The organism is Cytobacillus sp., from assembly GCF_964223445.1.
Lineage (GTDB): Bacteria > Bacillota > Bacilli > Bacillales > Cytobacillaceae > Cytobacillus.
This window is the reverse complement of sequence record NZ_CAXQGS010000048.1, coordinates 39,037-55,924: the sequence shown is the minus strand read 5'-3', so window position 1 is coordinate 55,924 and position 16,888 is coordinate 39,037. Positions and strand designations below refer to the sequence as shown.

The window sequence follows — 16,888 nt, the reverse complement described above, 5'->3', positions numbered from 1 at the left end:
TTCCCATTCTCCTAGCAGTATCCCTTCTCTTTTTCCAAGAGATAAAAGTATTGGTGTTCCGCGGTTACGTCCTTTTTCAGATCCGTTACAATCCAGCCTTTACTAAGATAATGAACGAATACTTCTTTCGTGCTCTTTCTCCATTTCAGAGCCAATTCAAAGTCCTTCTTTTTAATATCCTGAAAATTCCCAGGAACAGGTATAAGAATTTTTTCATTATCATGGGACAACTTTGTATTTTCAGGAACATAAACACCATTCGCCATACCTGTTTCTAAAGCCAGTGGCAGAACATCTTCAGACCATTGACGTTCAGGACATTCCTCTTTAATTCGCCACTCCACTAAAAATCGGTCAGATGGTATGCCTGCATTCATATGGTCTGACATTTCACCATAAGCATTTTCAATATATTGAGTGCACACTGCCCCGAGCTTATGCAGATTGAGATTGGCATTAACCGTTTCAAGAGGGTCATATGTCCACGAAATGAGATCATAGCCTTTCTCAAGCGCTGTCTTTTTTTGCGCATTTTTCAGCTTTTCCCCAATCCCGAATGCCCGGTACTTTGTGTGAATACCAAGACTGTGAGAGCAAAGATATACCTTTGTGCCGTCAAAGCCGGGAAAGCTGTATTGAAAGCCGATCAGTTCATCTTCCAGGAACGCACCTAACACAAACCCGCCATTTTTAACCGTTGCCACTGTATGATTAACCGGCACAGCTTCTTCCACACTCCATATTCGAGTTTCAAGTTCGTATACAGCTTCAAGGTCCTTAACTGTATGAAGGTTTTTAATTTCCAATGATGGTAACGCTTCTTTCTGCATAACCTTCCCCTTTCCTGCATATCCAAAAATACGCCGGCCAATATGCTGCCCTTTTTACGAAATGCTATAAAGTCCCTAAAAAATAATGTGAGCCACAGCTGCTACAATTGGCAGCGTTATAATAGTACGCAGAAGGAAAATAAGAATTAAGTCCTTAATGCTGACAGGCAGATTTGAACCCAATAGCAGACCGCCCATTTCAGACATATATACCAGCTGTGTTACAGAAACACAGGCAATAATAAATCTTGTCATTTCACTTTCAATGCCGCTGCCGATGACAGCTGGAAGGAACATATCTGCAAATCCAACCACCATTGTCTGGGCCGCTTCTGCCGCCTCCGGAATTTGCATTAAAGCCAGGACCGGTTCAAACGGCTTGCCAAGAATGGTAAATGCAGGGGTGAATTCAGCAATTACCAGTGCAACCGTTCCAATCGCCATAACAATTGGCAGAACTCCCATCCACATGTCCAAAACGTTTTCAAAACCTTCTTTTACAACTGCTGCAGCACTATTATTTGTACGCGCCTTCTTAATGGCATTATTGAATCCCCATTTTACAGGTGTAGTATGAGAAGGGATATTCGTTTCCGCCTTGAGCTCTGTCCCTTCATACGCCGTATCGGCTTTCCTTGATAAAGGGGGAATTCGAGGCATTACTATAGCTGCCACCAGACCAGCCAGGATAATCGTTAAATAGTAATGAACGAAATATTGCTCTAAGTTTAAATATTGAATAATTACAATCGTAAAAGTAATGGAAACAACTGAGAAGGTTGTTGCCACCACTGCTGCCTCCCGCTTTGTGTAATATCCTTCTTCATATTGTTTTGTCGTTAACAGGACTCCAATTGTCCCGTCACCTACCCATGATGCCAGACAATCAAGCGAAGATCGCCCCGGCAGCTTAAAAACTGGCCTCATAACTTTAATCAATAATGCACCAAAAAATTCGAGGAGACCGAAATTTAATAGAAGCGGCAGCAATAAACCTGCCAGGAGAAATGTAGTAAATAGTATAGGGATCAAATCATAGATTAAAAGCGCGCCCGTATTCTCTGAATATACCGGTTCCAGACCAAACTCAAATAATGTAATAATAGCAAAAACTGTTCCAAGCAAACGGGCTGCCACCCAAAATTTACTGACATTCAGTAATTTGTTCAAATATGGGCTGTTCAAGATAAATCCCGGTTTAAAAATTACTGCCATCAGTGAGCCAATTACTGAAAGAGCCATTATAATAACAGTAATTGAAGGAATGGAATCTCCCAGTAATCCATTAATTTGATTTGCTAAATAAGCAACCGGGATGGTAATCCCATCATCTCCTTGAATCGGTACCATAAAAAGTAAAACCCCGACCAGTGAAGGAATTAAAAATTTTAAATAGTCCCCGGCTGTGTAGGATGCCCTTTCCTCCTGCTGAACCTTCTTTGAAAGACTGCTCATTCGTTTTGCCCCCTTTTATTTTTCTTGTTTTAACTCCCCTGCTGTCCTGACTTACTCAAAAAACAGCTCTTGTTCAGCATACAAAACTTCCAGTTCCTGCTGTCTTTTTGCAATTCTTTCATAATCCCGTTCTTCGATGCCTGCAATCATTACCTCCAGTATACTAATTACGGAAGCTATTGAATGATGTCCAGAATCCATAAGCTCATCCGTTGTAAGTGTAACTGCTGCCATCTGCCCGATTGGCGAAAGCTGGCGGTCTGTTATGGCAACAATCCTGGAACCTTGCCTTTCAGCAATAGAAGCAAGCTTTAACGCTTCTTTCCGGTATCGAGGAAAAGAAAAAATGACAACGGCCGATTGCTCTGTTAAATCACACACATCCTCAGGAAGAAAGCCGCCAGGACTTGAGATAAAAACATTTCCCCTTATTTGTTTAAGTGTGTAATAAAACCAGTATGCAGCGGCAAAAGAACTGCCAAAACCCCCAATATAAACCCTGTCTGCCTGTATTAATGCATTAATCGCTTCCCAAACTTCCCTTTCATCAACCTGATCAAGCAATTGCAGAAGTATTTTCCTCTCTTGATCAATGACTCTCCTAAACAGGTTCTCTTTCTCAGCATTTTCTATGACTGAGTCATTTTCAATGTAATCCTGCTGTTTCCCGGCAAGCCACTCTTTTCTGATTCGATCCTGCATTTGGGAATAACCGCTGAACCCAAGTGCATACGCAAGACGAATGACTGTTGTCTCACTGACTCCTGCATTTCTCCCGACTTGAAATGCTGTTAATAAAACTGCTTCATCAGCGTGCTCCAAAATAAATTCAGCAGCTTTCCTCTGTCCTGGGGAGAGTGAGGAATAGCTTTCTTTAATCATCTGGCTCATTGTTTTCTTATCCATGCCGGCTCCTCATGAATAGTGAAGGAAAAACTTCTTATGCAAAGTATAAAGCATGAAATGCTTCCCAAACAAGAAGAATTTCCACTATTCTAAATTATTTTTATCTAAATCCATCTAGGAATCTATCTTCTACATGAAGGGAATCCTTCTTTAAGAAAATTTTAAAGGATGAAATACTTCTTTAGCAAGAGAAATATGTATTTTTAACAAAAATATTTTATTTTTATGCATTATAACCCTTAAAAACTGCCAGAAGTTTCAGTGATCACCTTATAATTAAAAAAACCACTAAAGAGTGTCTTTAGTGGTTTTAGTGTTATAAAAACATGCTCATATTCATTGTCGTAATAACAGATTGATCTGGAAGTATTGTTCTTGATGCAATTTTCCACTGATTACTTTCTTTTCTTACGATATCATTTCTCTCGCCAAACATCTCTTCTATATCATGGGTTGACCCTCTGCTTCTTTTGAATAAAAAATAACTTCTCACTTTAAATTCATCAGGATCTTTCGTGCTCTCAACCATGATATTTGAGATAAAGTGACGCTGCCTGGTGGCCGGATTCTCCACCCATGCAGACTTTGTATATAGACGATTTACCCGTGTAGTTAACGACTTCTTTGTTTCCTCAAAGAATGAAGCATCTTTGGATACATTATCGGCTCCTACTCCTTCAAGTGTTTCCCTAAGAGGCATTCTATATGTGAGATCGTCAGACAATAGGTCAAGCCACTCTTTATATTTCCCATTATCCAAATAGTAAGCTTCCAGGTTAAGAAGATTAGTTATCTCCATTTGCAAGTGGGCTGTAATTGGAATTGACAAATATGAACTCATTTTACAGCCTCCTTTACAAAGAGGTCTTTTGAAATTAGCTTAAACCAATTCTCATGCATACTTCTCGAAATAGCATCTAAATAAGTGGTTGGATAGGCGATTCCCGGCCCAGGGAAGGATTCATCCGGTTCAACCCTATCAAAACCCATTAAATAATTGCTGACATTATTATAATTCAATTCTTTATCCCTCATCATTAGGCCTTTGCTGACTTCAACAATCCTTGCCCACGTTTCTGTATCATCTTGTTCAAGAGTGCCGGTAGGGCCAAAGGAACCTAAATATCCCCTATAAGCAGCTTCCTTATACTCTTCCGGGGCTGCCTTGTCTATAAGAAACCAGCACCAAACCTCGACTTTTTCAGGTCCTATAGGCCTCCACATCCTAAAATTCAAATAATTATGCAGATGCCCTTCAGTCCCATGAATGGGACTTACAAATGAAAGATTAGGGTAAACTCCTCCAACAAAAACGGTTACTCCAGATAAGATTTCATCCTGTTCCGGTGTCAGATTCTTTTTAAACATCGGCCACATGGAATCAGGAGTGCCTTGATAAGGAACTCTGGCTTTACCTGTTTTAGAAGTGATGACATTTATGCCATGTCCATTTTCGGTAACTATCTGGTGCCCATATCCGGCATATAGGGGATCTTCCGGACTGATTCCAAGCTCGACTGTGGACCTGTGGGTTGTTTGGACATGGTAAGGATCTGCTGCAAAATTTTCTGCCGTTGCCTTCCAATTCGCTTTTGCTACCCAACGCTGCGGAAGACCTCTCACTTCCATTCCACCGTCACTTCTGCCTAGCAATATATCAAAATACCATTTCATATCACCTAAATATTCTTCCAATGGCATAGCTGCAGGGTCCAGGCAACCAAAAATCATTCCCTGATAACTTGCGACTTGAGGAATTTCTCTTAAACCCCACTCTGATTTATCCATTTCTTCTCCATAAACCTTATTGCCTGCTACAATTCCAATTAATTCACCATCTAAGTTATAGCTCCAGCCATGATAAGGGCAAGTGAAGTTTTTTTTATTTCCATGATCAGCCGTGCATAACTGTGTCCCCCGGTGGGTGCAGGAGTTTAAATAACCTTTAATTTCACCTTTCCTATTTTTCACAAGCAGGACCGGGTCATTAACCATCCATCTGGTAACATAACTGCCTGAATCTTTAAGTTCTGTTTCATGAGCAAGAAACTGCCAAGTGTGCCCAAAAATCTTATCAATTTCCAGTTCATAAATATCTGGATCTGTAAGCACCCATTGCGGAAACAAGCCCTGCTCCATTTTTTCCTTCAATAACTGAAATGCCTTTTCGTCCAATGTTTTTTTTATCATGTCTCAGGATCCCCTCCGAGTATATTAAAATTCATTCATAACCTTTTCTCACCTTACTTAATCATGCTCGGCAAAAATGTTACTATTTCTGGGAAAATAATGAGTATGATAGTTAACACCGCCATCGTACAAATTGCTGGAATTACTCCTCTAAAGATTTTTTCAATCGGAACATCCTTCACTACCCCACTAATAATATAAACACTTAATCCCAGAGGCGGAGTTAATACACCAATATTAATAAGCATGATCATAATGATTCCAAACCATAAGCCATCAAAGCCTAATTGAGTAATAATCGGATATACTATTGGAAGTGTTAGTGTCATTATGGCAATACCTTCAAGAAACATCCCTAATATGAAATAAACAACCAGGATTAAAGCCAATATTACGTACGGAGATACATCAAGCCCTCCTACCAGCGTAGTCAAATACATTGGAATTTGGCTTAAAGCTAAAAACTTCCCAAATAAAGCCGCCCCAATTAAAATCAAAAATAACATAACTGTTAATCTCAAAGTCTCATCCAAAGATGATAGTAAGCCTTTAAATTTCAAACGTTTAGTTAGTAGAGTAAGTACAAATGCTCCAATTGCACCAATACCTCCAGCTTCACTCGGAGTAAATACGCCAAAATATATACCGCCAATGCTTATTGCAAATATTAGCAGAAATGGCCAGATGCCTCTTAAAGAAGAGAATTTTTCTTTCGTGGTAGAAACTACCTGTTTTGTTGGAGCGATTTCAGGATTCAAGCGGACTTGTATATTAATCATCAGCATAAATAAGAGTGTCATTAGGATACCAGGCACAAGACCTCCTATTAATAATGGCCCAATGGGTTCAGAAGTTAGTGCACCGTAAATTATCAGCAGGACACTCGGAGGTATCAGCACTCCCAATGTACCGCCAGCTGCTACTGCTGCAGTAGAAAAGGGTTTTTTATATTGATATTCATTCATTTCAGGAATGCATATTTTTGACAATGTCGCTGTTGTGGCATTAGATGAGCCTGAAATTGCAGAAAAGATGGAAGCTGCACCAACTGTTGCAATTGCTAATCCGCCTCGAAAATGGCCAATCCACTTATCAACAGCAACAAAAAGATCTTTGCCTAAACCTGTATTTGACATAAACATTCCCATTAAAATAAATAGGGGGATAACACTTAAACCATAATTATTGGCAGACCCAAATGCAGAAGAGCCTAATTGGGATAAACCCACACTCCAATCAGACAGCCATGAAACACCTAAAAAACCAACGAGGAATAGTGAAAGACCAACTGATACCCTTAAAAGAATCAGAGTGAGCAACAACAAGATGCCAATAACACCAATTACCTCAGGACTCATTTTTATTCACCGCCTTTATGAATGACTGAAAAGCATCTAATAGAAAAGTCAGGGTAAAAGAAAAAGCACCAATTACTGTTAAACCTATAAAAATATACAGCGGTAATCCTAAATCTCCACTTAACTCATTTCCCTGCCAGGTCCTCTTGGTATACTCGATTAATTGCCAGGTTGTTAGGGACATTAGAGTGAATAGAATAAGAGAAGCCGCTCCACTCAATACGGCCTGAACCTTATTAGGCATTTTACTTGTCAAAAAATCAATCTCAATATGATCTTTGAATATTTGCCCTGAGCCAAGACTAAAGAAAATCATCAAAGCGAGTGCCAGACCGGTTAATTCATATGTTCCTGTTATCGGATTATTGAAAAAGTATCTCCCTATTACATCTGCAGTAGTTAGAAACATTAACAAGAAAAGCAATATGCTGGAGACTTTATGCAGGATATTGTTAATTGCCAGGGTTAGTTTTTCTAGAAAAAGTGTCAATTTTTGAAAAAAGGAAAGCTCGCTGGGAATTACCTTGCCCAACGAGATATTTTTCTGTAATTCTTGTTCCATTTATATCACCTCACAGTGTATTACTACTTGCTCTCTATTAACTTAATCGTTTCATCATAGATTTTTTGGCTATCAACATCTTTTTTCTCCATTTCGGATAACCAATTTTCCGTTACACCTTTTGATGCATCTTTAAATTTCTGTAAGTCTGAATCTGATAAATTAATGAACTCCGTGCCTCCATCTTTTGCTTCTTTCTCTGCCAGTTCTTTTTGTTTATCGAATGCAGCACCGGCTTTTTCTGCCATTGGAACGCCGATTAGTTCATTTATCATTTCTTGATCTTCTTTAGGGATCTTGTCCCAGCTATTCTTATTCATTGCAACATAATAAATGCTCGTATTAAAATCCCCCAGAGTAACATAATCCACTACATCAAATAAGTTAAAGTCTTTGATTGCTGCAACTGGCAGAACGCCACCATCTATCACTCCCTTTTGCATAGCATCATAAATCTCCGGCGCAGGAAGTGAAACAGGAGTTGCTCCCCATGACTCGATCATTTTCCCAGCTTCTACTGATGGTGTTCTTAACTTCAAGCCCTTAGCATCTTCAAAACTTCTTACAGCTTTCCCTTTTGTAATAATTGCATAAGGATCAGCAGCATGTACCCAAAGCAGCTTTACGTCGTCATATTCTTTCTGAATTTCCGGGAAAGTGTCATACAGTTTTTGAGCTACAACACTTAATTCAGCACCGTTGCCCCCAGTAAGAAATGGCAGCTGCAGAACAGAATGAACTGGGAATTTCCCTGCATTGTATCCCTGTAGTCCCCAACCTGCATCCATGATCCCTGTAACTATGTTGTCATAAGTATCTTTAGGGCCTCCCAAGGCTCCGCCAGGGTATATTTTAAATTTCACTCTATTTTCTGTAACCTTTGCAACCTCTTCACTAAAAGGTGCCATAGCTAATTTGTCCTGGACATGATCTGGGGAATTCATATGTCCCATTTTAAATTCGAGCCCTTTCCCATCAGCCTCAGCCTCACCGCCAGAAGTGCTTGAACAAGCAGTGAAAACCATCAGCATCAATATCATCAAAATCGCAAATGAAAACTTTGTAGTTTTTTTCACTTCTTTTCTCCCTTTCTGCCTATTAAATTTTTCATTAAAATACTGGCATTTTTATAAATAAAACGCTTTCATTTTAATCATTAAGAATGTATAAACAGCCAACTATTTTATAGACCTCCTTCCGTTTTGAATATATTAAATTTTTTATATTTTCTTATTTTTATGTTATTTCATTGTTTATTCAGCAACAAGGGGTCAGTTGCTCTATGTGCAACATATTAAAAATTTTTTATTTTTTCCATAAAACAAAAAAACTCATAATGAGTGCTAAAGGCGCCTCATTATGAGCTGCAAAGAAATAATTAAACTGACAAACCGGCAGAATTCATATTAAAATTATATCCAGGAATTTCAAATGGAAGACCAACATAATTCTCTGCCAGGCTAGTCGATGCGGCAATGGATGATGTCACATAATCCAGTTCTGCGAGTTGAATTTGATATTCATAGGATGAATGGTTGACATCTCGATGCAGCATGGTTGTCATCCAATAGGAGAATCTTTGTGCCTTCCAGATTCTGCGCAGGCATATTTCAGAATATTGGTCAAGAATCTCTTGTTTGCCTGATTGATAGAACTGCAGCAGGCCATTTGACATGACGTATACATCCGAGATAGCAAGATTTAATCCCTTGGCTCCTGTAGGCGGTACGATATGTGCTGCATCGCCGGCAATAAATAAACGTCCATGCTGCATGGTTTCACAAACAAAACTTCGCATAGACACGATATTTTTTTGTATGATTGGACCTTCCTTCATTTTTAATCCATCTTCACTATCAACCCTGGCATGCAGTTCCGTCCATATCCGGTCGTCTGACCAATTCTTTATATCATCATTTGGATCTACCTGAAGATAATGGCGCTGGACTTCTGGTGAACGTGTACTTATTAGGGCAAATCCTCTTTCATGGTTTGTGTAAATTAGTTCGGGATTTACCGGCGGGGTTTCAGCCAAGATACCAAGCCATCCAAAAGGATATACTTTCTGCTTTTCTGTACGGATGATATTTGGAATGGCCTGGCGGCTGGGCCCATGGAAACCATCACAGCCAGCTATAAAATCGCATACAATTTCATTTCCCATTCCTTCCTTCTTAAAGCGAATCTTAGGCTCTTCTGTTTCAATATCATGTAAACTCACATGATCAGCATTAAAAATAATTTCCCCGCAAGCCTGCACCCTTGCAGCAACTAAATCCTTGATGACCTCGTGCTGCGCATATACAGTAATCCTTTTGCCGCCTGTCAATTCTTCCATGTTGATCCGATGCCTATTTCCATTAAATTGCAGCTCTATGCCCTGATGAATATGCCCCTCTATCAACATTCTTTCTCCTACTCCCGATGCATTCAGCAAATCCACTGTCCCCTGTTCCAGCACTCCTGCACGGATGGTGCCTTCAATTTCTTCCCGCGACCTTTTCTCAATTACAATTGTTTCAATTCCCTGCAGATGCAGTAAATGAGACAACATTAGTCCTGCAGGTCCAGCTCCAATAATTCCTACTTGTGTACGCAAACTACCAATCTCCTTTTTTGCTTTTTATATGTTAACGCTTTCAACACCATGTTATAATATGAATATTCTGAATAGAAGAAACTTTTTCTTCTATATGGAACAATTATGAATTTTTTGGAGTGGTTTGTTTGGCTACCAGTAAATCGTTATTACAATCAGTCCAAAACGGACTTTCCATTATCAAATTGTTTACAAAAGATAAGCCTCTATGGGGGATAACAGAAATCTCACGCGAGCTAAATGTACCCAAAAGTTCTGTTAGCCGCTTAGTTGCAGATTTGACAGAGGAAGGTTATTTGGAAAAATACGGAAAACAATACCGCCTTGGATTAACCCTTTTATGTTTAGCTGGCGTCCTGACTACTCATTTGGAAATACATCGGGAAGCGGCAGAGCCATTAAACTCACTGGTAAATAGAATAGGAGAAACAGCTCACATCTCCGTATTGGAAGGTGACAGAATCATATATTTACTAAAAACTGAATGTAAACACCCAGTCAGGCTCCTTTCATACATAGGCAAAGACAATCCTGCCGTATGCACGAGTTCTGGACTGGTGTTGTTAGCTCACCAGCCTATGGAGAAAACGATAGAGGTGATTGGCAATGGGCTTCCGAAGATGGGACCGAACAGTTTTACTAACCAGGAAGAACTTTTACAAGAGATTCATTACATAAAAGAAAAAGGGTTTGCAATTTGTATAGATGTACTTCATACAGATGCAGTCAGTATTGCTGCACCTGTCAAAGATTATACCGGTAAGGTCATTGCTGCAGTTAGTGCAGCCGGCCCAAGACAAAGAATTTCGGAAAGCAAAATGATGGAAATCGTATCGGAAATCACCAAAACAGCAGAGGCTATTTCAAAAAGATTAGGGTATCTTGAATCAGTTTTTATTGATATTTAAAGTAAGGGGGAGATTAAATGGAGAATTTGCCAGCTGGGAGAGTTTCCTCACTAAGGAATGCATTAAGACTATTAAATCTCTTCACAATGGAGGAGCCAGAACTAAGTTTAAGCGAACTTAGCGAAAAGATAGGCGTTGGAAACAGCACCATTTATCGATTGACATTTACACTAATGCAAGAAGGCTTCCTTGCGAGAGATCCTGTATCTAAAAACTTCCGGCTCGGATCCTCTATTTTAGCAAAAGGAACGACAATTCTGTCCCAATATGATATCTGTAAATGTTCACCTGACATTCTGAAGAGATTAGTTCAAGAGACAGGTGAAACCGCACATTTGTCTACCTTGACAGATAATAGAGTCATCTACTTACAAAAAATGGATGCTGTAAACTATGTACACCTCCTTTCACATGCTGGCAAGCGAAACTACATCCACTGTACAAGTTCAGGACAAGCAATACTAGCTTTCCAGCCTGAGGAAGTGATTAAGGGAGTAATTGAAAAAGGACTGCCAAAGTTAACTGATTACACGGTTACTAATCCACAAAAACTAAAATTCCTACTTTCTCTGATTAAAAAAAACGGCTATGCTTTTAGCAGGGAAGAAATGCATAAGGGTGTATCATCTATTGCCTCTCCTGTGTTTTCTCAACCAGGAATGGCCTCTTATTCAATAAGCATTGCAGGTCCCTCCTCGAGAATCAATCATCAAAGTGCCCCTGAGCTGGCGAAGATAGTAAAGAGGGCTGCAAATGAACTTTCTGAAAAAATAATAAATCGCAACTTATGTATTTGACTAAAATATAAATGCGCCCGTCCCTTTGGGGACAGGCGCATTAATTATGTGATCATTGATTTTTCAAACGGACAGCTTCATCATAGATCTCCTTGCCAGGAAGCCCTTTGGCTTTCATTTCATCAATCCACTTACTATAAACAGGCTGCAGGGCTTTTTCCCATTCTGCTTTTTCATCATCAGATAGCTCATAAACTTCTATTCCGGCTTCCTCCGCTTGCTTCCAGCCCAGATCACCGTCTTCATCATACACAGCACCAGCTTTCATAGCCACTGATTCCCCCATTAGATTCTCTATAGCTTTTTGATCCTCAGGGGATATGTTTTCCCAGGTTTTGGAGTTCATAACCATGAATAAGCTGCTCGTATAGAAATCCCCTTTGGTTATATACTTTGTGACATCAGACAATTGGAAGTTTGTTATCACCGATGCAGGAGCTAAAGCTCCGTCAACGACTCCTTTCTGCATGGCTTCATATACACCATCCATAGGAATGGATACAGGGGTAGCTCCAAACGTCTCAAGAATAGCTGTTCCAGCAGGAGAAGGGGTTCGAATCTTCAATCCATTTAAATCTTCCATTTTCTTTATAGGTTTTTTCGTAGTGAAAATTTGGGCTGCATCATTCTTAAATAACCAGGCGACTTTAGTCTCTGCATGTTCTTCAGCTATTTCAGGGAATTTTTCATACAATGACCAGAAAATACGGGTACCGTCTTCCGCATTTTCCCCCATAAACGGCAGTTCTGTGACACCTGTTAAAGGGAACTTCCCAGGAGTATTGGCATGCAGTGCCATTGACATAGCTGCCGTACCTGTAACCGCCAAGTCATATTGTTCATTTGCTTTTCCCAGGGCACTCCCGGAATAAATAGTCCCTTTGACTCTTCCTTCAGTTGCTTTTTCAACCTCTCTCAAAAAAGGCTCAATAACATCCGAATGCTGCGGATGCTGGCCTGGCATAAAGCTGGACACAGCCAGATCAACAGTTTTTTCACCTTTCGCTGCGGTATTATTGGAAGAGCCGCTACATGCTGTTAAAGCAAAAGCCATTAAACTTGCAACTCCCAAAATGCCAATACGTCTAATAAATTGCTGATTCTTTCCCACTGCGTTACACCCCTTTTTCTTTTGGCAGTTTAAGATTTTCTGATTTTTTTAGAATGATGTTAAGCAATTCTCGATTTGTGCTTCATTGGAATGAGCCTATTCACCATTTTCTTTGAAATTTTAGCCTTGCGGCAGCCTGACATCCACTACCGCTGACTTGCCTTCATGTTTGACGGCATGAATAGCTTTTAACAGGGTATCTTTTAGTTCTTTTGGCTTTTCAACAATAAAGGCGAATGTCCCGCCAGCAGATTTAGCGATATCAGCGTACCTCGCCGCTGGATTGAATTTAACAAAAAATTCATCTGTTTGTTGAGCGATTCCATTTGGATGCACTCCTAATGTAGAAAGTTTTGGTGCTGTCCAGCCATCATTGTTGTAAATAATCGTTAAGAAAGGAGTTTCATATTTTCCTGACATCCAGTGCAAAGGAGTTGGATTACTGAACATAAAACTTCCATCACCTGTCAATGCAACAACAAGCTTATCTGGTGCGGCCAGCTTTGCACCAAATGCAGCTCCCCCGCTCCAGCCTAAGGAGCTTGCTCCTGGGCTAAAGTAAGTACCCGGCTTATTCCTTGGCAGATGTCTTGTAACTGTTGAGAAATTTGTTATGGCCTCACTAATGACTATGTCTTCATCATTGAGAACCTCCCTTAAACAGCCTGTCAGCATTTGTGGTGTAATGGCTGATTCCTCGCCGGGATACTCCATTGCCTCCCATTCAAGTCTTTGTGCTTTGTGAATCCTTGAAATGGCTGTATATCTATTTGAAACGGACGATTCATCTATTAATCTCTGATGCTTATTAATGTAGGAATTAATTTGTGAGAGGGCAATGAAGGAATCTGCTTTAAAGAATCCTTCCGCCGGGATATACCAAAGCGGGATTTTTTCCTTTAAAGGGTCTATGTCAATGATTATAATTTCGGAATTCTCAGAGGGTTTATTTTTATATGGAATCCATGGAACATCGCTGTCTACTACAAGAATAAAGTCGGCGTCTTCCAAATGTTTATTCTGATGTGGTTCATTCCATGTATAACCTATATGCATCGGATGATCAGATGGGAAATTCATATAGCTGGGCACTGATTCAAGTACAGGTATTGCCAGTCTTTCAGATAACTTAATTAACTGTTGTACACTTCTCTGGTTCCTCCCTGCGTATGAAGTAACAATTAAAGGTTTTGCTGCTTTCAGCAATCGGCCTGCTATTTCCTGTATTCTATCATCTGGTATGGCAGAAGGAGAAATGCACCCCCATCTATTATGATCAATTTCATAAGGGTCAATTTCTTCTTCCATTACTTCACGCGCAGCCATTAAGTATGCAGGCCCTTTAGGATCACTCTTAGCAATTTGAATTGACCGAGTTACCACTTGTTTGATATTTTTACCAGTTCGTATTTCATTGTCGTATTTCGCATATCCTCTTACGATTCCCCTTTGATCAAACGAATCCTGCAGCCAATGAATATACTCATTTCGGCTTCCCTTTAATTCCCCCTCCTGTGTAGCTGGTGATGTTCCAGCAAATATCAGAATTGGGATTCTTGCCTTTGCAGCATTATGTATAGCCCCGCCCAAGTTCTGTGTCCCACAGTCAACATGAACAATAACAGCCTGCGGCTCTCCAGTAAGCATGGCATATCCATGTGCAGCACTCATAGCAACAAATTCGTGAGGACAAGTAATAATTTGAGGTGTATCCTTATCTTCTAATTTAGCTTTGGCAAAGCTTTCAATGATGGCGGGATGGTCACTTCCCAAATTGGCAAAAATATATTTCACCCCATTTTCCTGTAAAGTTTCCAGCATTGCGTCAGCTGCTGTATATATTGTCTTATAGTTTGAAGCTATGCTTGTTTCTTTTTTCACTTCCTGAACACTCACATTCTCTCCTCCTATCGTAATCGTTTTTGCCTAAACCATTTTTAAGCGCTTACATAACTGTTTAATTAAATCCTATCACATGGTAAAATATATGAAAAATATTAATTTTCTAATATTTATATACTTTTTAAGTATACTTAAGACAAGGAGCCGGTTTGTATGGATTTAAGGCAGCTCAAATATTTCATTACAATTGTAGAAGAAGGACAAATTACCCTTGCAGCGAAAAAGTTGAATATGGCGCAGCCTCCCCTGAGCCAGCAGTTAATAAATTTAGAAAAAGAGCTTGGAACAAAATTGCTTATTCGTAATGGAAGAACACTTGAATTAACTGAAGCCGGAGAAATTCTATATAAAAAAGGGAAAAAGCATTTATATAACTTCGATGATATTATCACTGAAGTAAAAGAAGCAGGAGGAGGATTGCGCGGAACTCTCAATATCGGTACAGCTATTTCTTGTATATGCCATCTGCCGGAACGAATACACCACTTTCAAGCATATTATCCTCACATCACTTTTAAAATATGGGAAGGCGATCCATTTCGTTTATCTGATTACATTCTTGACCGGCAAATTGAGCTTGCAATCGTTCGTTCCCCAATCGAAAAGAAAAATTTCTCATATATCTCAATCGAGGAAGAACCCTTTGTTTGCATACTTCCTAAAGAGTGGGCAGTTGGCAGTAATACGAATTCTGTGACTATGGAAGAACTCTCTGTTTTGCCTTTAGTAGCTTTGCATCGAGTAAACGGAGAAGGTATTTATGAAATGCTTCTTGAAGAATTCACCAAAAGGGGATTAAAGCCAAAAATTGTTGCAGAGTCTCCAAATACCACCATCCTATTATCATTAGTTGAGTCAGGGGCCGGTGCAGTTATTCTTCCCTTATCAGCTTCAGCATCTTACTCCCGAGATAATCTTAAAGTTCTTTCAATTAATGATTGCCGCCTTACCACAGGAACTTATGCTATTTGGCTGAAAAACGGTTATTTATCACAGATCGCCAAACGCTTCCTGGAAACATTCAACAAGAACAGCCATCATATCCTAAATAAATTTTAAAATTGAGCAAAGATTCAAAACCGTAATTAAGCACAAAGAAGCTGTATAAATCTGCATTTACACAGCTTCTTTATCATTTTATTAGTTTGCATATTCTCGTTCTGTGGTCTCACCATTACATGATACATTTGCTTTTTCAAAGGTAATAAGTGCATTCCAGCTTCCTGAGGATTGTCCATCCGCCAAATAGGATGGGGTACAATTATCTTGCAGCATGCTGAAAAGCATCGCCAAATGGCGTCCACCCGATTCAACTTTCGCCATTCTCGCATATTCAGGAAGCATTTGGTAAGCAGACTTGTAGTCATTATTCATTACAAACTCTACAAACTGCTTATCAAGGGCATGTTCTGCGATAGTCGGCTTGTTATGCCTGCCCCTAACCAGATTATGAGATAAGGCACCGCTCGAAACAAATACAATCCGCTTTTGGCTTTCACGCAGAACCTTTGCAATTACCTGTCCCCATTGATAGGTTTCCTCAATGCTTGCCGCTAATGTAACTGAAAGGTTAATGACTGGTATATCCTCTTTTGGAACAAGGTATCTCAGAGGTACCACACTCCCATAATCCCATACATAATATGGATCATTTACGCCCTGTACTTGCAGGCCGGCAGCTTTTCCAGCACTCACCAATTCATTCGCCAGCATTTCATCTCCTGGATAGGAGTAGGGAACATCTTTAATTAAGTCAGGTGCTTCTATTGCTGTTAAGATCCCTTTATGTATTGGTGTACCATCAACATAGTGAAAAAATGTCGACGGCCAGTGACATGAAACAAGCACAATCGCATCCGGTTTAATTTGTTCAATATCCTTGGCCAATTCCTTCATTGCAGTTACCATTGGCTGCTGGAAGTCAGGAACCTGGTCTTCATGGCAAATACTTGGAACATGGGGTACGAGCATACATAGCTCAATCGTCATTCATCTGATCCTCCTTTAAAAAGTTTTTTCTCGCTAAAAGATAACTAAACGATTAGCTTTCATTTTTCTGACATTGGCTTCCCCGCTTTTCCCCAGTGCGTTTTAGGGATTTCTGTCACAATCACTCTTACTGTTTCTTTAGGGGCATCTAATGTTTCTGAAACCGCATTTGTAATATTCTGAATTACTTCAGCAACCTTTTCCTTCGGTCTGCCTTCAATGATTTGAACATTGATAATTGGCATTTTCTTTTCATCTTCTTTCTATATTAAATGTTAGAC

Annotated in this window: 16 protein-coding genes; 3 read left to right on the top strand and 13 right to left on the bottom strand. The window is 39.7% G+C overall.

Annotated elements, in window-relative coordinates; all coding sequences use genetic code 11:
- Positions 1-11: 11 nt before the first annotated feature.
- From ACEQ1T_RS07520 to pobA, 9 genes are all read right to left on the bottom strand, one after another.
- Positions 12-830, bottom strand: a complete 819-nt coding sequence (locus ACEQ1T_RS07520; RefSeq protein WP_206835520.1) for a GNAT family N-acetyltransferase — start codon at positions 828-830, stop codon at positions 12-14.
- Positions 831-905: 75 nt separating this feature from the next.
- Positions 906-2,285, bottom strand: coding sequence for a YjiH family protein (locus ACEQ1T_RS07515; RefSeq protein WP_206835518.1), 1,380 nt, complete (start codon positions 2,283-2,285; stop codon positions 906-908).
- A gap of 51 nt (positions 2,286-2,336) precedes the next feature.
- Complete coding sequence (locus ACEQ1T_RS07510) at positions 2,337-3,191, bottom strand: MurR/RpiR family transcriptional regulator (protein WP_206835514.1); 855 nt, start codon at positions 3,189-3,191, stop codon at positions 2,337-2,339.
- Positions 3,192-3,507: 316 nt separating this feature from the next.
- Positions 3,508-4,032 (bottom strand): 3-phenylpropionate/cinnamic acid dioxygenase subunit beta, encoded by a 525-nt coding sequence (locus tag ACEQ1T_RS07505; RefSeq protein WP_206835511.1) that lies wholly within the window; start codon positions 4,030-4,032, stop codon positions 3,508-3,510.
- Entirely contained in the window at positions 4,029-5,381 is a 1,353-nt protein-coding gene (locus tag ACEQ1T_RS07500; protein ID WP_370222277.1) for an aromatic ring-hydroxylating dioxygenase subunit alpha, read from the bottom strand. The genes ACEQ1T_RS07505 and ACEQ1T_RS07500 overlap by 4 nt, the downstream gene beginning before the upstream one ends.
- Before the next feature lie 53 nt (positions 5,382-5,434).
- Positions 5,435-6,739 (bottom strand): TRAP transporter large permease, encoded by a 1,305-nt coding sequence (locus tag ACEQ1T_RS07495; protein ID WP_206835506.1) that lies wholly within the window; start codon positions 6,737-6,739, stop codon positions 5,435-5,437.
- Positions 6,729-7,301: a TRAP transporter small permease gene (locus ACEQ1T_RS07490; protein WP_206835504.1), complete on the bottom strand. Its 573-nt coding sequence runs from the start codon at positions 7,299-7,301 to the stop codon at positions 6,729-6,731. Before ACEQ1T_RS07490 ends, ACEQ1T_RS07495 begins: the two co-directional genes overlap by 11 nt.
- A gap of 23 nt (positions 7,302-7,324) precedes the next feature.
- On the bottom strand, positions 7,325-8,377 hold the full coding sequence (locus tag ACEQ1T_RS07485; RefSeq protein WP_370222276.1) for a TRAP transporter substrate-binding protein: 1,053 nt from the start codon (positions 8,375-8,377) through the stop codon (positions 7,325-7,327).
- A 302-nt stretch (positions 8,378-8,679) separates the two neighbouring features.
- On the bottom strand, positions 8,680-9,900 hold the full coding sequence (gene pobA, locus ACEQ1T_RS07480) for a 4-hydroxybenzoate 3-monooxygenase (protein WP_370222274.1): 1,221 nt from the start codon (positions 9,898-9,900) through the stop codon (positions 8,680-8,682).
- A 119-nt stretch (positions 9,901-10,019) separates the two neighbouring features.
- On the opposite strand from pobA, the gene ACEQ1T_RS07475 reads away from it, so the two are divergent.
- Together ACEQ1T_RS07475 and ACEQ1T_RS07470 are read left to right on the top strand one after the other, a co-directional pair.
- Positions 10,020-10,808, top strand: coding sequence for an IclR family transcriptional regulator (locus ACEQ1T_RS07475; protein WP_370222273.1), 789 nt, complete (start codon positions 10,020-10,022; stop codon positions 10,806-10,808).
- 17 nt (positions 10,809-10,825) lie between these two features.
- The gene (locus ACEQ1T_RS07470) at positions 10,826-11,605 is read left to right on the top strand and encodes an IclR family transcriptional regulator (RefSeq protein WP_370222272.1); all 780 of its coding nucleotides are present in this window, start codon (positions 10,826-10,828) and stop codon (positions 11,603-11,605) included.
- A 52-nt stretch (positions 11,606-11,657) separates the two neighbouring features.
- On the opposite strand, the gene ACEQ1T_RS07465 is transcribed toward ACEQ1T_RS07470, so the two are convergent.
- The gene (locus tag ACEQ1T_RS07465; protein ID WP_206835486.1) at positions 11,658-12,716 is read right to left on the bottom strand and encodes a TRAP transporter substrate-binding protein; all 1,059 of its coding nucleotides are present in this window, start codon (positions 12,714-12,716) and stop codon (positions 11,658-11,660) included.
- A gap of 120 nt (positions 12,717-12,836) precedes the next feature.
- The gene (locus tag ACEQ1T_RS07460; protein ID WP_370222271.1) at positions 12,837-14,612 is read right to left on the bottom strand and encodes a thiamine pyrophosphate-requiring protein; all 1,776 of its coding nucleotides are present in this window, start codon (positions 14,610-14,612) and stop codon (positions 12,837-12,839) included.
- Between the two features lie 159 nt (positions 14,613-14,771).
- Here ACEQ1T_RS07460 and ACEQ1T_RS07455 point away from each other — a divergent pair, with 159 nt between their 5' ends.
- Positions 14,772-15,677, top strand: coding sequence for a LysR family transcriptional regulator (locus tag ACEQ1T_RS07455; RefSeq protein WP_206835483.1), 906 nt, complete (start codon positions 14,772-14,774; stop codon positions 15,675-15,677).
- An 81-nt stretch (positions 15,678-15,758) separates the two neighbouring features.
- Here ACEQ1T_RS07455 and ACEQ1T_RS07450 read toward each other — a convergent pair whose 3' ends face one another.
- Positions 15,759-16,607: an extradiol ring-cleavage dioxygenase gene (locus ACEQ1T_RS07450; RefSeq protein ID WP_206835481.1), complete on the bottom strand. Its 849-nt coding sequence runs from the start codon at positions 16,605-16,607 to the stop codon at positions 15,759-15,761.
- Between the two features lie 59 nt (positions 16,608-16,666).
- A complete protein-coding gene (locus tag ACEQ1T_RS07445) occupies positions 16,667-16,852 on the bottom strand; it encodes a 4-oxalocrotonate tautomerase (protein ID WP_206835479.1) in 186 nt (61 codons plus the stop codon).
- Positions 16,853-16,888 lie beyond the last annotated feature (36 nt).